Here is a 16,234-nt window from a genome sequence, read left to right as displayed (position 1 = left end):
TCGGCAGCAGGGCGGTGGATTATGCAATGCATGGGGCCATGAAATGCAGATTACGGTGCTGGGATGCGCTGGCGGCATGGATGTCCGGGCGCGGACGACCTGCTTCCTGATTGATGACGACACGCTGATCGATGCCGGCACCGGCCTGTTCGATTTGCCCCTGTCGGTGCAGCAGCGCATCGACCATGTCTTCATCACCCATGCGCACCTGGACCATATCGCCGCGCTGCCGCTGCTCGCCGATACGGCGGTGCGTCAGCGCATGCAGCAGGGACGCGGGCCGATCCGCGTGTACGCGCTGCCCGAAGTATTGAAGGCCATGCACGAACACCTGTTCAACCAGCAGATCTGGCCCGACTTCACCGTGCTGCCGACGCCCGCGCAACCCGCCATCACCCTGGTGCCGGTACGCACGGGCGAGCGGCTGGAGTGGAGCCAGGGGCGGGTGATCGAGGTGCTGCCGGCCTTGCATTCGGTGCCTGCCGTGGGCTATGCGGTCTCGCATGGCGGAGCGCACTGGGCCTTTACCGGGGATACCGGACGCAACCCCGCACTGTGGCAGCGCCTCAACGCCTTGCGTGCGGCAGGCACGCCGGTGCGCTGGCTGGTGACGGAAACCACGTTTTCCAATGCCGACCAGTCCTTTGCCGATCTGAGCGGGCACCTGACGGCGGCAGCGCTGGCCGAGGATCTGGAGGCGCTCGATGCAGGGGCGCTGGAACTGTTCCTGAGCCATATCAAGCCCGGCGACCAGAACGCCATCCTGCGCGAGCTGGAGCCGCTGCGCGAAGTTGCAGGGCGCAAGCAGTGCCGTCTGCACCTGCTGCAGCAAGGACAGACTTTCCGTTTCAACGGAGTGCCTGCATCCGGCATAGATAATGATATAGTACTAAATATCTAGTTTTCCGGAAGAAGCGTGGCAGCAGACGGCGGCCGGCGGGCTTCCGGCAGGAGCCTGTGCATGCACGCAAAGAATCGCCAACGCGGATTTACCTTGATCGAACTGATGGTGGTGGTTGCCATCGTGGGCATTGCCGCCACGCTGGCGCTGTCGTCCTACCAGGACCATGTGAGCCGCACCCGCATCACCGAAGGGCTGGCTCTGGCCGAGGCGGCCAAGCAGCGCATTGCGTCCGAGGGCGCCAGTTCGCAGGACGACCTGACGCGCGTGAGCAACAGCTGGAACCAGCAGGCTGGCGAAACCGGTGCCAATGCCAAGTATGTGGAGCGTGTCTGCATCGGCAATGCCGACTGCGCGCAGCTCGACGGTGCCAGCAGCGGCATCATCACCGTGGTCTACCGCGAGGCCGCAGGGGTTGGCAGCAACAACCGCGTGCAGCTGGTGCCGCTGGTGCGTGCAGGAGCCGAGGCCGGTGCGGCAACGCCCCTGGCCACCGCGCTGGCCGATGGCAGCAGCGGCGCCATCGACTGGGCCTGCGTGGGCCAGACCAACACCGTGGCCAGCGGCATGGCGGCGGCCGACCAGGTGTCCCCGCCGGACAACGCCGTGCGCGCGGAACTGCTGCCGGCGCAGTGCCGCTGAACAGGCCATGGGCAAACCGGAGCGCGCGCGGCATAATGCGGACTGCTCCGAACTAGTCCGTGGCCCGCATGTCTACCGTTTCTGAACGCTCCCTTTCCCGGCCGGTCCCGGAGACCAGCAACGCCGCCTTTCATGCGGCGTTTTTCTTGATCTGTGCCAGCATTCCCTGGCTCAATCCGGTCGCCGGCGGTGCCATGACGCCCGCCATCCCGCTGCTGACCGGATGGATGTGCATCAGCCTGCTGTTCCTCGCCTTCCCCGCATGGCGTGGCAATGCCATGGCGGTGTATGCCAGCGCCTTCGTGCTGGTGGCCGCCCTGGGAGGCCTGCTGTTCGACCGGGCCTGGCAGTTGCTGGCCCTTGGCGTGCTCATGATCGGCGCCGCCGCTGCGGTGGGCGCGCGCATGGCACAGGATGACCACGCCGCAGCTTCAGAAGGCCGTGCCCTGCCGCTGGCCGGTGGCGTGCGCCTGATCGCCTGGGCCTGGCTGCTGGCCGGACTGCTCAATGCCGGCATCGGCCTGCTGCAGTATTTCCAGCACACCGCCTGGCTGGGAGAGCTGGTCAACCACGCGACCGTGGGGCAGGTCTATGGCAACCTGCGCCAGCGCAACCAGTACGCCACCCTGATGAATATCGCGCTCTGGTCGCTCTGGTACCTGTGGCAGTGCGGCGCGCTGCAGCAGCTGGCCGGGCGCTGGCTGGGGCGCCATGCGGGCACGCTGCTGGCCTGGCTGCTGATGCTGCCGCTGGCGATCTGCATGGCGCTGACACTGTCGCGCACCGGGCTGGTGCAACTGGCCGTGCTGCTGGTGCTGCTGGCCTGGTGGGACTTGCGCCGTCCGCCCGCCGCGCGCCATGCCGGGCAGCCTTCGCGCACTGCCGTGCTGCTGTGGCTGGTGGCGCTGGTGCTGTGCTATCTGGCGGCGGGCTACGTAATGCCGCATCTGGCCGGCATGACCGACATCCTGCTGCGGCTGGAGGGCAAGGACAGTCGCGCCTGCATCAGCCGCACCGTGCTCTGGGGCAACGTGCTGCAGCTGATCGCGCAGAAGCCGCTCACCGGCTGGGGCTGGGGCGAGCTGGATTACGCCCATTACCAGGCCAGCTATCCCGGCATGCGCTTTTGCGACATGCTGGACAACGCCCACAACCTGCCGCTGCACCTGGCGGTGGAACTGGGGGTGCCGGTGGCCGTGCTGTTCTGCGCGGTGGTGCTGTTCTGGGCCCTGCGTGCACGTCCCTGGGCCGAAAACTCGCCTGCACGCCAGCTGGCGTGGGGCGTGCTGGCGGCCATCGCCGTGCACAGCCTGCTCGAATACCCGCTCTGGTATGCGCCGTTCCAGCTGGCCTGCGGGCTGGCGCTGGGGGTGTTGTGGGCCGGCGCCGGCACTGGCTCCGCAAGACAGGCGGAGGAGCAGACGCGCTACTGGCTCAGGGGGCAACATCTGGTGGCCGTGCTGATGCTGCTGGGCCTGTTCTATGCCAGCTTCGACTTCGTGCGCGTGACCCAGCTCTACACTGCGCCCGAGGAGCGCGTCTGGCCGTTTGCCAGCAACACGCACGCGCAGGCCAGCCGCACGCCGCTGTACCAGAACGCGGTGCGCTTTGCCGGCATCAGCACCATCCCGCTCACCGAACAGAATGCCGAGGTCCAGCTGGCGGAAGCGCGGCGGCTGATGCACTTCAGCCCGGAGGCGCGCGTGGTCCAGCGCATCATCGAGGCGCTGCGCCTGCTCGGGCGCGATGCCGAGGCCGACGAGGCGCAGGCCCACTTCCGCGAGGTCTATCCGCTCGAATACCGGCAGTGGGAGCATGAGCAGCGCTAGCGGCTTTCCATGCGCGTGTGCGGCGCACCAATTACAATAGTTCGTTGACCCAGGACGCGGTCGGGGCGCAGCCTGTGCCGCCACCGTGCCAATTCACCCCCTAACAGGAGTCCAATCCGTGTTCATTTCCAATGCCTACGCCCAGGCCGCCGGCGGCGCCTCCGGCGATCCGATGTCGTCCATCATGTCCTTCCTGCCGATGATCGCGATGTTCGCCGTGCTGTACTTCGTGATGATCCGTCCGCAGATGAAGAAGCAGAAGGAACATCGCGCCATGGTCGAAGCCCTGGCAGCCGGCGACGAAGTCGTGACGGCCGGCGGCATTCTCGGCAAGGTCACGCGCGTGCGCGAAGGCAATGTCGACGTGCAGGTGGCCAACGGCGTCGAAGTGCAGCTGCAGAAGTCTGCCGTGGTGCAGGTCCTGCCCAAGGGCACCATCAAGTAATTTCCCGCGAATGGCGCCGGGTCGTGTGGCCGGGCGCTCCCGGCAGGTGCGGACCGCGGTGTCCGGCCTGCCGTTTGTTGAAAGACGCAAGCCATGAACCGTTACCCGGTCTGGAAATACGCCATCATGCTGGTGGCCCTGCTGGTGGGGTTGATCTACACCCTGCCCAACTTTTTCGGCGAGGCGCCGGCCGTGCAGGTGTCGCCCGCCAAGTCGGTCGCCAAGGTCGATGCCAATGTGCAGCAGCAGGTAACCGCTGCCCTGGCCGCCGCCCAGCTCACGCCCGACCTGAACGCGCTCGAGCAGAATTCGCTCAAGGTGCGCTTCAACAGCACCGACACGCAGATCAAGGCGCGTGACGTGGTCGAGAAAGCGCTCAATCCCGATCCGGCCAACCCCTCCTACACCGTGGCGCTGAACCTGGTGTCGCGCTCGCCCGAGTGGCTGACAGCGCTGCATGCCGCCCCCATGTACCTGGGTCTGGACCTGCGCGGCGGCGTGCACTTCATGCTGCAGGTCGACATGAAGACGGCCGTGACCAAGCGTCTGGATGCCATCGCCGGCGACGTGCGCACGCTGATGCGCGAGAAGACGCTGCGCTACGAGGACATCGCCCGCGTGGGTGACACGGTCGAAACAACCTTTGCCGATGCGGCCACTGCCGAGAAGGCGCGCTACGCCATCCAGGACACCATGCCCGAGATGGATGTGGTGCAGACCGACACGAAACTGGTCACCAGCTACAAGCCGCCGTCCCTGGTCAAGTTCCAGGAGCAGGCACTCAAGCAGAACATCCTGACGCTGCACAACCGCATCAACGAGCTGGGCGTGGCCGAGCCGGTGATCCAGCAGCAGGGCCTGGACCGCGTGGTGGTGCAGCTGCCCGGCGTGCAGGACACGGCCAAGGCCAAGGAAATCCTGGGCCGCACGGCCACGCTGGAAGTGCGCATGGTCGATGACAGCACCGAGGCGGCCGCTGCCGCTGCGGGCAACGGCCCTGTCCCCTTCGGCGCCGAGAAATTCCCGGATCGCGAAGGCCGCACCGAGATCGTCAAGAAGCAGGTCATCCTGACCGGCGAGAACCTGACCGATGCCCAGCCCGGCTTCGACAGCCAGACGCAGGAGCCCACGGTCAACCTGACGCTGGACGGCAAGGGCTCGACCATCTTCAAGAACATCACGCGCGACAACGTCGGCAAGCGCATGGCCATCCTGCTGTTCGAAAAGGGCAAGGGCGAGGTCGTGACGGCGCCGGTGATCCGCAGCGAGATCGGCGGCGGCCGCGTGCAGATCAGCGGCCGCATGACCACGCAGGAAGCGGCCGATACCGCGCTGCTGCTGCGCGCCGGCTCGCTGGCGGCGCCGATGGAAATCGTGGAAGAGCGCACCATCGGCCCTAGCCTGGGTGCCGAGAACATCGCCAAGGGCTTCAAGAGCGTGACCTGGGGCTTCCTGGGCGTGGTGCTGTTCATGATTCTGTACTACCACCTGTTCGGCGTGTTCTCCGCGCTGGCGCTGGGCCTTAACTTGCTGCTGCTGGTGGCGGTGCTGTCCATGCTGCAGGCCACGCTGACGCTTCCGGGCATGGCGGCCATGGCGCTGGCACTGGGCATGGCGATCGACTCGAACGTGCTGATCAACGAGCGCGTGCGCGAGGAGCTGCGCAACGGGGTGTCGCCGCAGGCGGCCATTCATGCCGGCTACGACCACGCCTGGGCCACGATTCTGGACTCCAACGTCACCTCGCTGATCGCCGGCCTGGCGCTGCTGGCCTGGGGTACCGGCCCGGTGCGCGGTTTTGCCGTGGTGCACTGCCTGGGCATCGTCACCTCGATGTTCTCCTCGGTGTTCTTCTCGCGCGGGCTGGTCAACCTCTGGTATGGCCGCCAGCGCAAGCTCAAGAGCGTGTCGATCGGCACGGTGTGGAAAGCCGGTGCCACCGGCCCGACGGCCTCGCTGGCTTCGGTGATGGACAAGCGCGTGGGCAAGGAGTAAGCGGCCATGGAATTCTTCCGCATCAAAAAAGACATCCCCTTCATGCGCCATGCGCTGGTGTTCAACATCATCTCCGTGGTGACGTTTGCGCTGGCGGTGTTCTTCCTGGTTACGCGCGGCCTGCACCTGTCGGTAGAGTTCACCGGCGGTACCGTGATGGAAGTGGCCTACAGCCAGCCGGCGCAGATCGAGAAAGTGCGTGCCTCGGTGTCCAAGCTCGGCTACCAGGACGTGCTGGTGCAGAACTTCGGCTCCTCGCGCGACGTGATGATCCGCCTGCCGCTCAAGCAGGGCGTGACCTCGGCCGAACAGAGCGAGAAGGTGATGGCCGAACTCAAGGCGGCCAGCCCGGACGTGGCGCTGCGCCGCGTGGAATTCGTCGGCCCGCAGGTGGGGCAGGAGCTGGTGACCAACGGCCTGAAGGCGCTGGCCTTCGTGATCGGCGGCATCATCCTCTACCTGGCGATCCGCTTCGAGTGGAAGTACGCGGTCTCGGCCATCATCGCCAACCTGCACGACGTGATCATCATTCTCGGCTTCTTCGCCTTCTTCCAGTGGGAATTCTCGCTGGCGGTGCTGGCGGCGGTGCTGGCGGTGCTGGGCTATTCGGTGAACGAGTCGGTGATCATTTTCGACCGGATCCGTGAAACCTTCCGCCGCTACCGCAAGCTGAACACGCAGGAGGTGATCAACCACGCCATCACCAGCACCATCAGCCGGACCATCATCACGCACGGCTCGACGCAGCTGATGGTGCTGTCCATGCTGATCTTCGGGGGCGAGACGCTGCACTACTTTGCCGTGGCGCTGACCATCGGCATTTTGTTCGGCATTTACTCCTCGGTGTTCGTGGCAGCAGCCATTGCGATGTGGCTCGGCATCAAGCGCGAGGACCTGATCAAGGGCCCGACGCGCAAGGAAAACGACCCGACCGACGAAAACGCCGGCGCCGTGGTCTGACCATGGCCTGCCTCACAGCCCCGTTCGCGGGGCTGTTTCTGTTTCTGCTGAGTGAAGGCCGCTGATGGATTGGTTCATCGTCATAACCGCCTCGCTGTTTGCCGGCTGCGTGGATGCCATCGTGGGCGGCGGCGGGCTGATCCTGCTGCCGGCCCTGTTTGCCACCTTTCCCAACGCCGTGCCGGCCACGCTGCTGGGCACCAACAAGTCGGCCTCGGTATGGGGCACCAGCTTTGCCACCTGGCGTTTTGCCCGGCGCGTGACCATGCCCTGGCAGGCGATGCTGCCGGCTGCTGCTGCGGGCTTTGCCGGCTCGTGGGTGGGGGCCTGGGCGGTGACCATGGTGTCGCCCGAGCTGCTGCGCAAGGCGCTGCCGCTGGTGCTGGTGGCCATCCTGTTCTACACGCTGGCGCGCAAGGACCTGGGCACCCGGCATCAGCCGCGTTGGGGCGGCAGGCATGAAATCCTGGCTGCCAGCCTGATCGGACTGGGGCTAGGGATCTACGATGGCTTCTTCGGGCCGGGCACGGGCAGCTTCCTGGTGTTCCTGCTGGTGCGCGTGCTGGGCTACGACTTCCTGCATGCCTCGGCCGGGGCCAAGCTGATCAACGTGAGCACGAACATCGCTGCCATTGCGCTGTTTGCCAGCAAGGGCCATGTCTGGTGGCAGCTGGGGCTGGCGATGGCGGTCGCCAATGTGGCAGGGAGTTTTCTAGGTTCGTGGCTGGCGCTGCGCCATGGCGCGGGCTTTGTGCGCAAGGCCTTCATCGTGGTGGTGCTGGCGCTGGTTCTCAAGACGGGGTACGACGCCTTTCTGGTCTGAAAGCAGGTCGGCATCGTGTAATATCCCGGGTTTTGTAAATCAAATTCTGACAAGCGGCAGATTCTCGCAATCTTTCCTGCTTTTCATTCCCCGTGGAAGGGTTTGAAAGGGGAAGCGGATCGCTGCTTGCGCATTGCATTCTCCACGCCCATCCATCTACCCGGGTGGTTGCGTGATCCCGTGATCATGAGCATCTACGCCCTCAAGCCCAAGTTCCAGAACCTGCTGCGCCCCATGGTGCGCGGCCTGCATGCGGCCGGCATCACGGCCAATCAGGTCACGTTGCTGGCCTGCGCGCTGTCCATGCTGCTGGGGCTGGCCCTGTACCTGTTTACGGAACGGGCGGCGCTGTTTTATCTGCTTCCCTTGTGGTTCTTCCTGCGCATGGCGCTCAATGCCATTGACGGCATGCTGGCGCGTGAGTTCGGCCAGCAATCGCGGCTGGGCGGCTATCTGAACGAGGTGACCGACATCGTGGCCGACGCCATGCTGTATCTGCCGTTTGCCCTGCTGGTGCCGCAGGGCGCACTGGCGGTGGGGGTGGTGATCTTTCTGGCCGCGCTGACGGAAACCGTGGGCATCCTGGGTCAGGTGCACGGCAACGGCAGGCGCTATGACGGACCGGTGGGCAAGAGCGATCGCGCGTTCGTGTTTGGCGCGCTGGGGCTGTGGTATGCCGTGACAGGCAGCCTGGGTGCCTGGAGTCTGCCCTTCATGTGGGTGCTGGCGGCGCTGCTGGCCTTCACCTGCTGGCGACGCCTGCAACGCGGACTGGCCTGAGACAGCATCCCGATTTTTCACGGAAAGGCAGTCGCCATGGAGCTCCTGCAAAACCTGCTGGTACGGATCATCGATACCGTTCTGATCTTCTTCGCTTCGCTGGTGACGGGCGTGACGCCCAAGCGCCCGCACGAACTGGCGTTTTCGCCGCGCGGCAAGGTGTACTACGCCAACCACAACAGCCACGGCGATTTCGTGCTGGTGTGGGCGGCCCTGCCCAAGCGCTGGCGCCTGAAGGTGCGCCCGGTGGCAGGGGCCGACTACTGGGGCAAGGGAGCGCTGCGGCGCTTTCTGATGCACAAGGTGTTCAACGGCCTGCTGATCGACCGGCAAGGACACGATCCGCGCGCGGCCATCGACGCCATGGGCGAGGCGCTGATGCGCGGCGAGTCGCTGATCATCTTTCCCGAAGGCACGCGCAAGATGGATGACGACATCGTGATGCAGCCGTTCAAGAGCGGCATTTACCACCTGGCGCTCAACCATCCGGGCACGGAATTCATTCCGGTCTGGCTGGAGAACATCAACCGGGTGCTGCCCAAGGGCAAGCTGATTCCGGTGCCCTTGCTGTGCCATGTGAATATCGGTCAGCCGGTGGCTTTGCAGGAAGGGGAGGGCAAGGCCTCGTTCCTCAAGCGCACCAGCGATGCCTTGCTGGCCCTGGCGGTCCTGCATGCACCTGAACGGCAGGCCGCCCCCACCACATCCAGCGGAGAAAAAGCATGAGCCTGTTCGATACCTCGCGCCAGGTTGCAGACGGTGTGGCGCAGCATGCGCAGCGTTTCCAGGCCGAGGCCGGCCACGTGTTCATGGTGCTGTTCGCCGTGCTGCTGGTGGCCAGCCTCGTGGGCCGCACGCTCAAGTACCGCCTGCACGGCCAGCCCAGCGCCACCATCGACAACCTCAATGCGCGCATCGATGCCTGGTGGATCATGTCGCTGGTGCTGTTGCTGGCCTTCCTGTTCGGGCGCGTGGGCACCATCGTGCTGTTCTTCCTGGTGTCCTTCGTGGCCTTGCGCGAGTTTCTGGCGCTGGTCTACAGCCGGCGCAGCGACTACGGCGTGCTGGTGGCCTGCTTCTACCTGCTGCTGCCGCTGCAGTACTGGTTCGTGCTGACCGACTGGTACGGCATGTTCTCGATCTTCATTCCGGTCTACGGCTTTCTGTTGCTGCCGATCCTGGCCAGCCTGGGAGGCGAGACGGCGCGCTTCCTGGAACGCACCTCCAAGATCCAGTGGGCGGTGATGATCAGCGTGTTCTGCCTGTCGCACGTGCCGGCGCTGATGAACCTGCGCATCGAGGGCTATTCCACCAACATCCTGCTGCTGGTGTTCCTGATCGGCGTGGTGCAGGCCAGCGACGTGCTGCAGTACATCTGGGGCAAGCTGCTGGGCAAGCGCAAGATTCTGCCGGCGCTGTCACCGTCCAAGACGGTGGTGGGCACCGTGGGCGGCATCGCCAGTGCCAGCCTGCTGGCCGTGGCACTCTATCCACTGACGCCGTTCACGCCCTGGCAGGCCGGCCTGATCGGGCTGCTGATCTGCACCATGGGCTTTCTGGGCGGACTGGTGATGTCCGCCATCAAGCGCGACCGCGGCGTGAAGGACTGGGGCAACCTGATCCAGGGCCATGGCGGCATGCTGGACCGGGTGGATTCGATCTGCTTTGCGGCACCGGTGTTTTTCCACGTGGTGCGCTATTTTTGGAAGGCCTGATCGGCTGCAGCCGGGCACATTCAGCGCCGGGAGGCGCTGAGAGCGAGATCCTGTGGGGGCTCAGCGGAGGCAGCGAACTCAGCGCACGCCGTAGCGCTCGCGATAGGCCAGCACTTGCGCATGGTGCTCGGCCATGCTGGTGCCGCCTTGCGGCAGGTGCGCCAGATAGCCCAGCAGGTCGTCCAGCGTGGCAATCGCGCAGACCTGCATGCCGAGCTGCTCGCGCACATATTGCACGGCGCTGTAGGGCACGTCCTGGCCGTTTTCGGTGGCCATTTCCTGGCGATCCAGCGCCACGGCCACGGCAGCCGGGATGGCGCCGGCAGCCTGGATCAGCGCAATCGACTCGCGCACTGCGGTGCCGGCCGACATCACATCGTCCACGATCAGCACGCGGCCCTGCAGCGGCGCGCCCACCAGACTGCCGCCTTCGCCATGGTCCTTGGCTTCCTTGCGGTTGTAGGCAAAGGGCTTGTTGTGGCCCAGGCGAGCCAGTTCGACCGCCACCGCGGCCACCAGCGGGATGCCCTTGTAGGCCGGGCCGAACAGCATGTCGTATTGGATGCCGCTGGACAGGATGCGCTGCGCATAGAATTGGGCCAGCCGGCCCAGCATGGCGCCGTCGTTGAACAGCCCTGCGTTGAAGAAGTAGGGCGACTGGCGGCCGGCCTTGGTGATGAAGCTGCCAAAGCGCAGCACGCCGCTGTCCACCGCAAAGGCAACGAAATCTTCGGCCAGATGGTCGATCGGGGCGGGAGTGGGGGCGGCTTGGCTCATGGTTGGGCAGACAGAAAATCAGTGAATCGAGGGAGTAGCGCGCAGTGTTCCGTTTGACCAGTTTGAATCTCAATGGCATCCGTTCGGCCACCACCAAGGGCCTGGAGCCCTGGCTGGCTGCGCATGCTCCTGATTGTATGTGTGTTCAGGAAGTGAAGGCACAGCAGGCCGATATCGTGGGCCGCTTCGAAGTGCTGGCCGAACTGCAGGGCTATTTCCATTTTGCCGAGAAGAAGGGCTATTCGGGCGTGGGCATCTACACGCGCCACGCGCCCAGCGATGTGCGCGTGGGCTTCGGCTCGGCCGAGTTCGATGCCGAGGGCCGCTACATCGAACTGCGCTTCGATACGCCGGCGCGCAAGCTGTCCATCATCAGCTGCTATTTCCCGAGTGGTTCCTCGGGCGAGGAGCGCCAGGCGGCCAAGTACCGCTTCCTGGACGAGATGTTCCCCTACCTGCTCGAACTCAAGCGCGACCGGGAGTTCATCCTGTGCGGCGACGTGAACATCGCGCACAACGAGATCGACCTGAAGAACTGGAAGGGCAACCGCAAGAACAGCGGTTTCCTGCCCGAGGAACGCGCCTGGATGACGCGCCTGCTGGGCGAGGCGGGCATCGTCGATGTCTATCGCCAGCTCAAGCCCGAGGCCACGGACGAGTGCTACACCTGGTGGAGCAACCGCGGCCAGGCCTATGCCAAGAACGTGGGCTGGCGTCTGGATTACCATCTGGCTACGCCGGCGCTGGCCGCGCATGCACAGGTCGAGTCCATCTACAAGGGCGAGAAGTTCTCCGACCATGCACCGATCACGATCGACTACGATTTCACACTCTGACCATGCTGCACTACCACACCATTCCCGTCACGCCGTTCCAGCAGAACTGCTCCATCCTCTGGTGCGACCAGACCATGGAAGGAGCGGTGGTCGATCCGGGCGGCGACCTGCCGCGCCTGCTGGCCTTTGCCCAAAAGCAGGGCATCACGCTCAGGCAGATCCTGCTGACGCACTGCCATGTGGACCATTGCGCAGGCACGGCCGAACTGTCCGGCAAGCTGGATCTGCCCATCATCGGCCCGCACGAGGGTGACCAGTACTGGATTGATGCGCTGCCGGCCACCGCAGTGAACTATGGCTTTCCTCCGGCCGCCACCTTCACCCCGACGCGCTGGCTGCACGATGGCGATACGGTGCAGGTGGGCAACAGCACGCTGCAGGTGCGCCACTGCCCGGGGCACACGCCGGGGCATGTGGTGTTCTACTCGCCCGAGGCCAATCGCGCCTTTGTGGGCGACGTGCTGTTTGCCGGGTCGATTGGCCGCACGGATTTTCCGGGCGGTGACTACGACACCCTGATCGCCAGTATCACGCAGCGCCTGTGGCCGATGGGGAACGACACGGTGTTCATCCCCGGCCACGGCCCGGAGAGCAGCTTCGGGCGCGAGCGGGTGAGCAATCCGTTTGTCGCCGGAACCTGATCAGGCTTCGCAGCTTCCCATGCCAGCCGCCTGACCACAAGTGGCCAGAGCGGGACAGCAGCCGTGCTTCAGCCCTTGCCGCCCGCCTGACGGTACAGGTTCTCTACCTTGGGGATCGTCGCCTGCAGCTGCCGGATGCGGTCCGGCCCGCTGGGATGCGAGGACAGGAAGGCCATGTTGCCGCGTCCGTTGGCGGCAATCATCTTGTTCCACAGGGACACACCGGCACGCGGATTGAAGGCGCCGCGTGCCGACAGCTCCAGCCCGACCACATCAGCCTCGGTTTCGTCGCTGCGGCTGTAGCGCAGCGCCAGCAGTTCGGTGCCGATATTGGCCGCCGCCTGCCCCAGATCGCCCAGGCCGAACAGCTGCGAGGCAATCGACAGACCCATGTTGGTGGCGCTGGTCTTGGCCAGGCGCTCGCGCGCATGTTCGCGCAGGGCATGCGCCATTTCGTGGCCCATGATCACGGCGGCTTCGTCCGACGAGAGCTTGAGCCGGTCCAGAATGCCGGTGAAGAAGGCGATCTTGCCGCCGGGCATGCAGAAGGCGTTCAGGTCCGGGCTGTCGATCAGGCTGATTTCCCACTTCCAGTCGCGGGCGCGCTCGTTCCAGCGCGGCGCGTGCGGAATGATGCGCTCGGCGATCTTCTGCAGTTGCTGCAGCTGCGGATCGCTGGCCGGACGCAGCACCCGCTTGCTGCGCGCCTGCGAGCGCATCTGGTTGTATTGCGAGGTGGCTGCCTGCTCGATCTGGTCCGCAGGAATCAGCTGGCGCCAGGCCGAGGATTTGCCCACGTCCACCTGCGCCTGTGCCGGCACGGCGGCAGCCAGCCCGGCAGCGGCGGCCGCAGCCGAACCGCCGCGCAGGAACAGGCGGCGTTGCGGGGAAGAGGGGCTGGAGCCCTGGCTCCAGGCGGAATGGCGCGAGATGCAGAACAGGCACATAGTGCGCGGATAATAGCGCGAGCCCGCCGAAATTGCAGGCAGTTTGCAAACCCTTGCAGCTGTGACGACAGCGGTACAGAAAGAACCCGATGGCCGATTCCCCTTCCGTTACGTCTTCTCCCAAGCTCACCTGGGCCCAGTCGCTGCGCGTCTATCTCGAACCGGCCAGCCTGCGCATGCTGGCGTTGGGCTTTTCCGCCGGCCTGCCGCTGCTGCTGGTGCTGGGCACGCTGAGCTTTCGCCTGCGCGAAGCGGGCATCGACCGCGCCACCATCAGCTTCCTCGGCTGGGTGGCGCTGGCCTACGGCTTCAAGTGGGTGTGGGCGCCGCTGGTAGACCGGTTGCCGATTCCGCTGCTGACGCGCTGGCTGGGACGGCGCCGCAGCTGGCTGCTGGTGGCGCAGCTCACCATCATGGGCGGCCTGGTCGGCATGGCACTGTACAACCCGGCCGAGCAGGGCGTGGAAACGCTGGCCAAGCTGGCGCTGCTGGTGGCCTTCGCCTCGGCCACGCAGGACATTGCGCTCGATGCCTTCCGCATCGAATCGGCGACTATTGAAAGGCAGGCCGTGCTGGCCGCCAACTACCAGACCGGCTACCGGCTGGCCATGATCTGTGCCGGAGCCGGTGTGCTGAGCCTGGCCGCCTGGGCCGAGCGCACCTATGCGCCGGCTGGCCCCGGCTACAACAACCAGGGCTGGACGGTGGGCTACCTGTCCATGGCCGCGGCCATGCTGGTGGGGGTGATCACCGTGCTGTTCTCGTCCGAACCGGCGGAGCGCAACCGGGATGCCGACGGCAAGGCCCATGATCCGGTGTACGAGCGTGCCCTGCAGCAGGTGGCCGGGCAGGGTGTGGCGCTGACGGGCATTGCGGCCTTTCTGGGCTGGGTGGCGTTTGTGGTGGTGTCGGTGGCGCAGGCGGCCAAGGCAGAGTGGATCAAGCCCTTGCAGGCGGCCACCGGCGGCCATCTGCTGACGCTGGTGGTGCTTCTGGCAGCGGCGCTCACGGCAGTGACCTTTGCCGGCAAGAGTCCGCGCCTGCGTCCGGCTGCCGGCAGCAGCGCGCAACGCGGGCTGGCGCGCGTGCAGGCCTCGTTCGTCGCGCCCTTCGTGGACTTCTTCCAGCGCTACCGCTGGCATGCGCTGCTGATCCTGGCGCTGATCAGCATCTACCGCATCAGCGACGTGGTGATGGGCATCATGGCCAACCCCTTCTATGTGGACATGCAGTTCAGCAAGGAACAGGTGGCACTGGTCAGCGGCGTGTTCGGCATCTTCTTCACGCTGCTGGGCACCTTCATCGGCGGCGTGCTGGCGCTGCGTATCGGCGTGATGCGCGTGCTGATGCTGGGTGCGGTGCTGTCGGCGCTGAGCAACCTGCTGTTTGCCTGGCTGAGCACCATGCCCGGGGTGGCGCAGGACGTGTGGCAGTTCAGCGTGTTCGGCTACGCGTTTGAGATTCCTCGTGCGCTGACGCTGGTGATTACGGCGGACAATCTGGCGGGCGGCATCGCTTCGGCCGCCTTCATTGCCTACCTGTCAGGCCTGACCAGCATCAGCTACTCGGCAACGCAGTACGCGCTGTTCAGCTCCATCATGCTGTTGCTGCCCAAGTTCATTGCGGGCTTCTCGGGCACCTTCGTCAACCACTATGGGTATGACACTTTCTTCGTGACGACGGCTTTGCTGGGCTTGCCGGTAGTGGTGCTGGTATGGCTGGCCAGCCGGGTGTTGCCGGTGCAGGCGAAAGAGGCCTGAAGGCTGGCAGATCTTGCGGGCGCAGGGGAGGGGCGCGCATTGGGCGCCGTCCGTTCTTCGCGCGCATCAGTGGACCCAAGGGTGCCTCCAAGGGAGATGCAAGCCCGTACAGGCATGGCGGCGTTTCAACGATGCCGTGCGGTGCACGGCAAGCGCTGGCCAGCTTGACGGTCTGTTTGCTGCCTTAGGTGCCCCTGGCGTGCTGTTTGCGTTGCAGTTCCAGCAGCTTGGCCTCACTCAGATAAGCATAGCCTGCCTGCAGGCCGGCATACACCAGCCCGGGCAGCCCTTCCTTCCAGAAGTGCCGCACCAGCATGTAGCGCGTGAAGTATCCCAGCGGGGACAGCAGCATTTTCGCGACCGAGCCGCGCTTGCCGGCATTGAGCTTCTGCTGCGCCTTCAGGCTGGAATAGCTGTTGATCTTGCCCAGCGCCTTGGATACGGTGTCGTTGCCGTAGTGGATCATGTGCGGCCCGATGCGGCCGGTGGGCTGCTGCACCTCCACATGCTCGTGCACCAGCCGCACCAGATCCCATTCGGCCTTGTCCTTGCGGTACAGGCGCATCATCTGGTCGGGCCGGCTGCTGGTCATGGGCCTGCCCATAAAGACTTCGTGGCGCGGGATGGTGAAGCCGTTCATCGGCGTGCTGGCGATGAGGGTACGGATATGGTCGATGGCCCCAGGCTGCAGCACCTCGTCACCATCCATGGACAGCACCCACTCACCCTGGCACAGGCTCATGGCATGGGCCTTCTGTCTGGCGAAGCCGAGCCAGTCCTGGTGCACCACGCGCGCACCGAAGCGGCGCGCAATGTCCTGCGTGCCGTCGGTGGAGCCGGAGTCCACCACCACGATCTCGTCCACGCCCTGCAGGCGTTCCAGCACTTCGGCCAGGTGTTCGGACTCGTTCAGCGTGATCAGGTAGGCGGACAGCAGCATGCAGCAGGGAACAGTATCAGTGGCCGTGCGCCACGACTTCGCCTTCCTTCAGGCGATACACGGTGCCGCAATACGGGCACTTGGCTTCGCCATGCTGCGCGGCCACGTTCAGGTAGACCTTGGGATGGCTGTTCCAGAGTTTCATGTCGGCCAGGGGGTTGGGGCAGAATACGCCGCCCTGCGGGTTGAGGTCGCTGGCCTTGAGTTCGACGATGGCTGTCATGGGAGTGGTTCCTGGGCTTG

General features: G+C 65.3%; 17 protein-coding genes. 13 read left to right on the top strand and 4 right to left on the bottom strand.

The annotated features are described in order from the left end of the window. The first annotated feature begins 43 nt into the window (after positions 1-43). The 10 genes from ACX36O_RS12080 to ACX36O_RS12035 all read left to right on the top strand — a co-directional run bounded on the left by ACX36O_RS12080 (position 44) and on the right by ACX36O_RS12035 (position 10,090). A complete protein-coding gene (locus tag ACX36O_RS12080; RefSeq protein WP_465247270.1) occupies positions 44-901 on the top strand; it encodes an MBL fold metallo-hydrolase in 858 nt (285 codons plus the stop codon). A gap of 60 nt (positions 902-961) precedes the next feature. Beyond that, a complete protein-coding gene (locus ACX36O_RS12075; RefSeq protein WP_213361887.1) occupies positions 962-1,543 on the top strand; it encodes a pilin in 582 nt (193 codons plus the stop codon). Positions 1,544-1,611: 68 nt separating this feature from the next. Further along, positions 1,612-3,372 carry a PglL family O-oligosaccharyltransferase gene (locus tag ACX36O_RS12070; protein WP_371686299.1) on the top strand — a complete coding sequence of 587 codons (1,761 nt, stop codon included), beginning with the start codon at positions 1,612-1,614 and terminating at the stop codon, positions 3,370-3,372. 118 nt (positions 3,373-3,490) lie between these two features. Beyond that, on the top strand, positions 3,491-3,817 hold the full coding sequence (yajC, locus tag ACX36O_RS12065) for a preprotein translocase subunit YajC (RefSeq protein WP_213361883.1): 327 nt from the start codon (positions 3,491-3,493) through the stop codon (positions 3,815-3,817). Between the two features lie 93 nt (positions 3,818-3,910). Further along, positions 3,911-5,812: a protein translocase subunit SecD gene (gene secD, locus ACX36O_RS12060; RefSeq protein WP_371686300.1), complete on the top strand. Its 1,902-nt coding sequence runs from the start codon at positions 3,911-3,913 to the stop codon at positions 5,810-5,812. 6 nt (positions 5,813-5,818) lie between these two features. Then, complete coding sequence (gene secF, locus ACX36O_RS12055) at positions 5,819-6,772, top strand: protein translocase subunit SecF (protein WP_213361879.1); 954 nt, start codon at positions 5,819-5,821, stop codon at positions 6,770-6,772. Positions 6,773-6,836: 64 nt separating this feature from the next. Then, entirely contained in the window at positions 6,837-7,595 is a 759-nt protein-coding gene (locus ACX36O_RS12050) for a sulfite exporter TauE/SafE family protein (protein ID WP_213361877.1), read from the top strand. A 186-nt stretch (positions 7,596-7,781) separates the two neighbouring features. After that, positions 7,782-8,375: a CDP-alcohol phosphatidyltransferase family protein gene (locus tag ACX36O_RS12045; RefSeq protein ID WP_213361873.1), complete on the top strand. Its 594-nt coding sequence runs from the start codon at positions 7,782-7,784 to the stop codon at positions 8,373-8,375. A gap of 36 nt (positions 8,376-8,411) precedes the next feature. Beyond that, entirely contained in the window at positions 8,412-9,101 is a 690-nt protein-coding gene (locus tag ACX36O_RS12040) for a lysophospholipid acyltransferase family protein (protein WP_213361870.1), read from the top strand. An 83-nt stretch (positions 9,102-9,184) separates the two neighbouring features. Then, positions 9,185-10,090 carry a phosphatidate cytidylyltransferase gene (locus ACX36O_RS12035; RefSeq protein ID WP_250131129.1) on the top strand — a complete coding sequence of 302 codons (906 nt, stop codon included), beginning with the start codon at positions 9,185-9,187 and terminating at the stop codon, positions 10,088-10,090. Positions 10,091-10,168: 78 nt separating this feature from the next. Here the strand turns inward: ACX36O_RS12035 and pyrE are convergent, their stop codons facing one another. After that, positions 10,169-10,867, bottom strand: a complete 699-nt coding sequence (gene pyrE, locus ACX36O_RS12030) for an orotate phosphoribosyltransferase (protein ID WP_213361865.1) — start codon at positions 10,865-10,867, stop codon at positions 10,169-10,171. Positions 10,868-10,911: 44 nt separating this feature from the next. Between pyrE and ACX36O_RS12025 the strand changes: the two genes are divergently transcribed. Then, positions 10,912-11,703 carry an exodeoxyribonuclease III gene (locus ACX36O_RS12025; protein WP_213361863.1) on the top strand — a complete coding sequence of 264 codons (792 nt, stop codon included), beginning with the start codon at positions 10,912-10,914 and terminating at the stop codon, positions 11,701-11,703. A 2-nt stretch (positions 11,704-11,705) separates the two neighbouring features. Beyond that, positions 11,706-12,344, top strand: coding sequence for an MBL fold metallo-hydrolase (locus ACX36O_RS12020; protein ID WP_213361860.1), 639 nt, complete (start codon positions 11,706-11,708; stop codon positions 12,342-12,344). A gap of 68 nt (positions 12,345-12,412) precedes the next feature. Here ACX36O_RS12020 and ACX36O_RS12015 read toward each other — a convergent pair whose 3' ends face one another. Beyond that, positions 12,413-13,291 (bottom strand): M48 family metallopeptidase, encoded by an 879-nt coding sequence (locus ACX36O_RS12015; RefSeq protein ID WP_213361858.1) that lies wholly within the window; start codon positions 13,289-13,291, stop codon positions 12,413-12,415. Between the two features lie 89 nt (positions 13,292-13,380). Between ACX36O_RS12015 and ACX36O_RS12010 the strand changes: the two genes are divergently transcribed. Then, positions 13,381-15,051: an AmpG family muropeptide MFS transporter gene (locus ACX36O_RS12010; RefSeq protein ID WP_213361856.1), complete on the top strand. Its 1,671-nt coding sequence runs from the start codon at positions 13,381-13,383 to the stop codon at positions 15,049-15,051. A 184-nt stretch (positions 15,052-15,235) separates the two neighbouring features. Here ACX36O_RS12010 and ACX36O_RS12005 read toward each other — a convergent pair whose 3' ends face one another. Next, the gene (locus ACX36O_RS12005) at positions 15,236-15,991 is read right to left on the bottom strand and encodes a glycosyltransferase family 2 protein (RefSeq protein WP_213361855.1); all 756 of its coding nucleotides are present in this window, start codon (positions 15,989-15,991) and stop codon (positions 15,236-15,238) included. A 16-nt stretch (positions 15,992-16,007) separates the two neighbouring features. Beyond that, positions 16,008-16,214, bottom strand: a complete 207-nt coding sequence (locus tag ACX36O_RS12000; RefSeq protein WP_213361854.1) for a zinc-finger domain-containing protein — start codon at positions 16,212-16,214, stop codon at positions 16,008-16,010. Positions 16,215-16,234: the final 20 nt, after the last annotated feature.

It is taken from the genome of Brachymonas sp. KE5, assembly GCF_057773645.1.
Note: the sequence above shows the minus strand (reverse complement) of the source record. Positions and strands in the feature narration are given on the sequence as shown.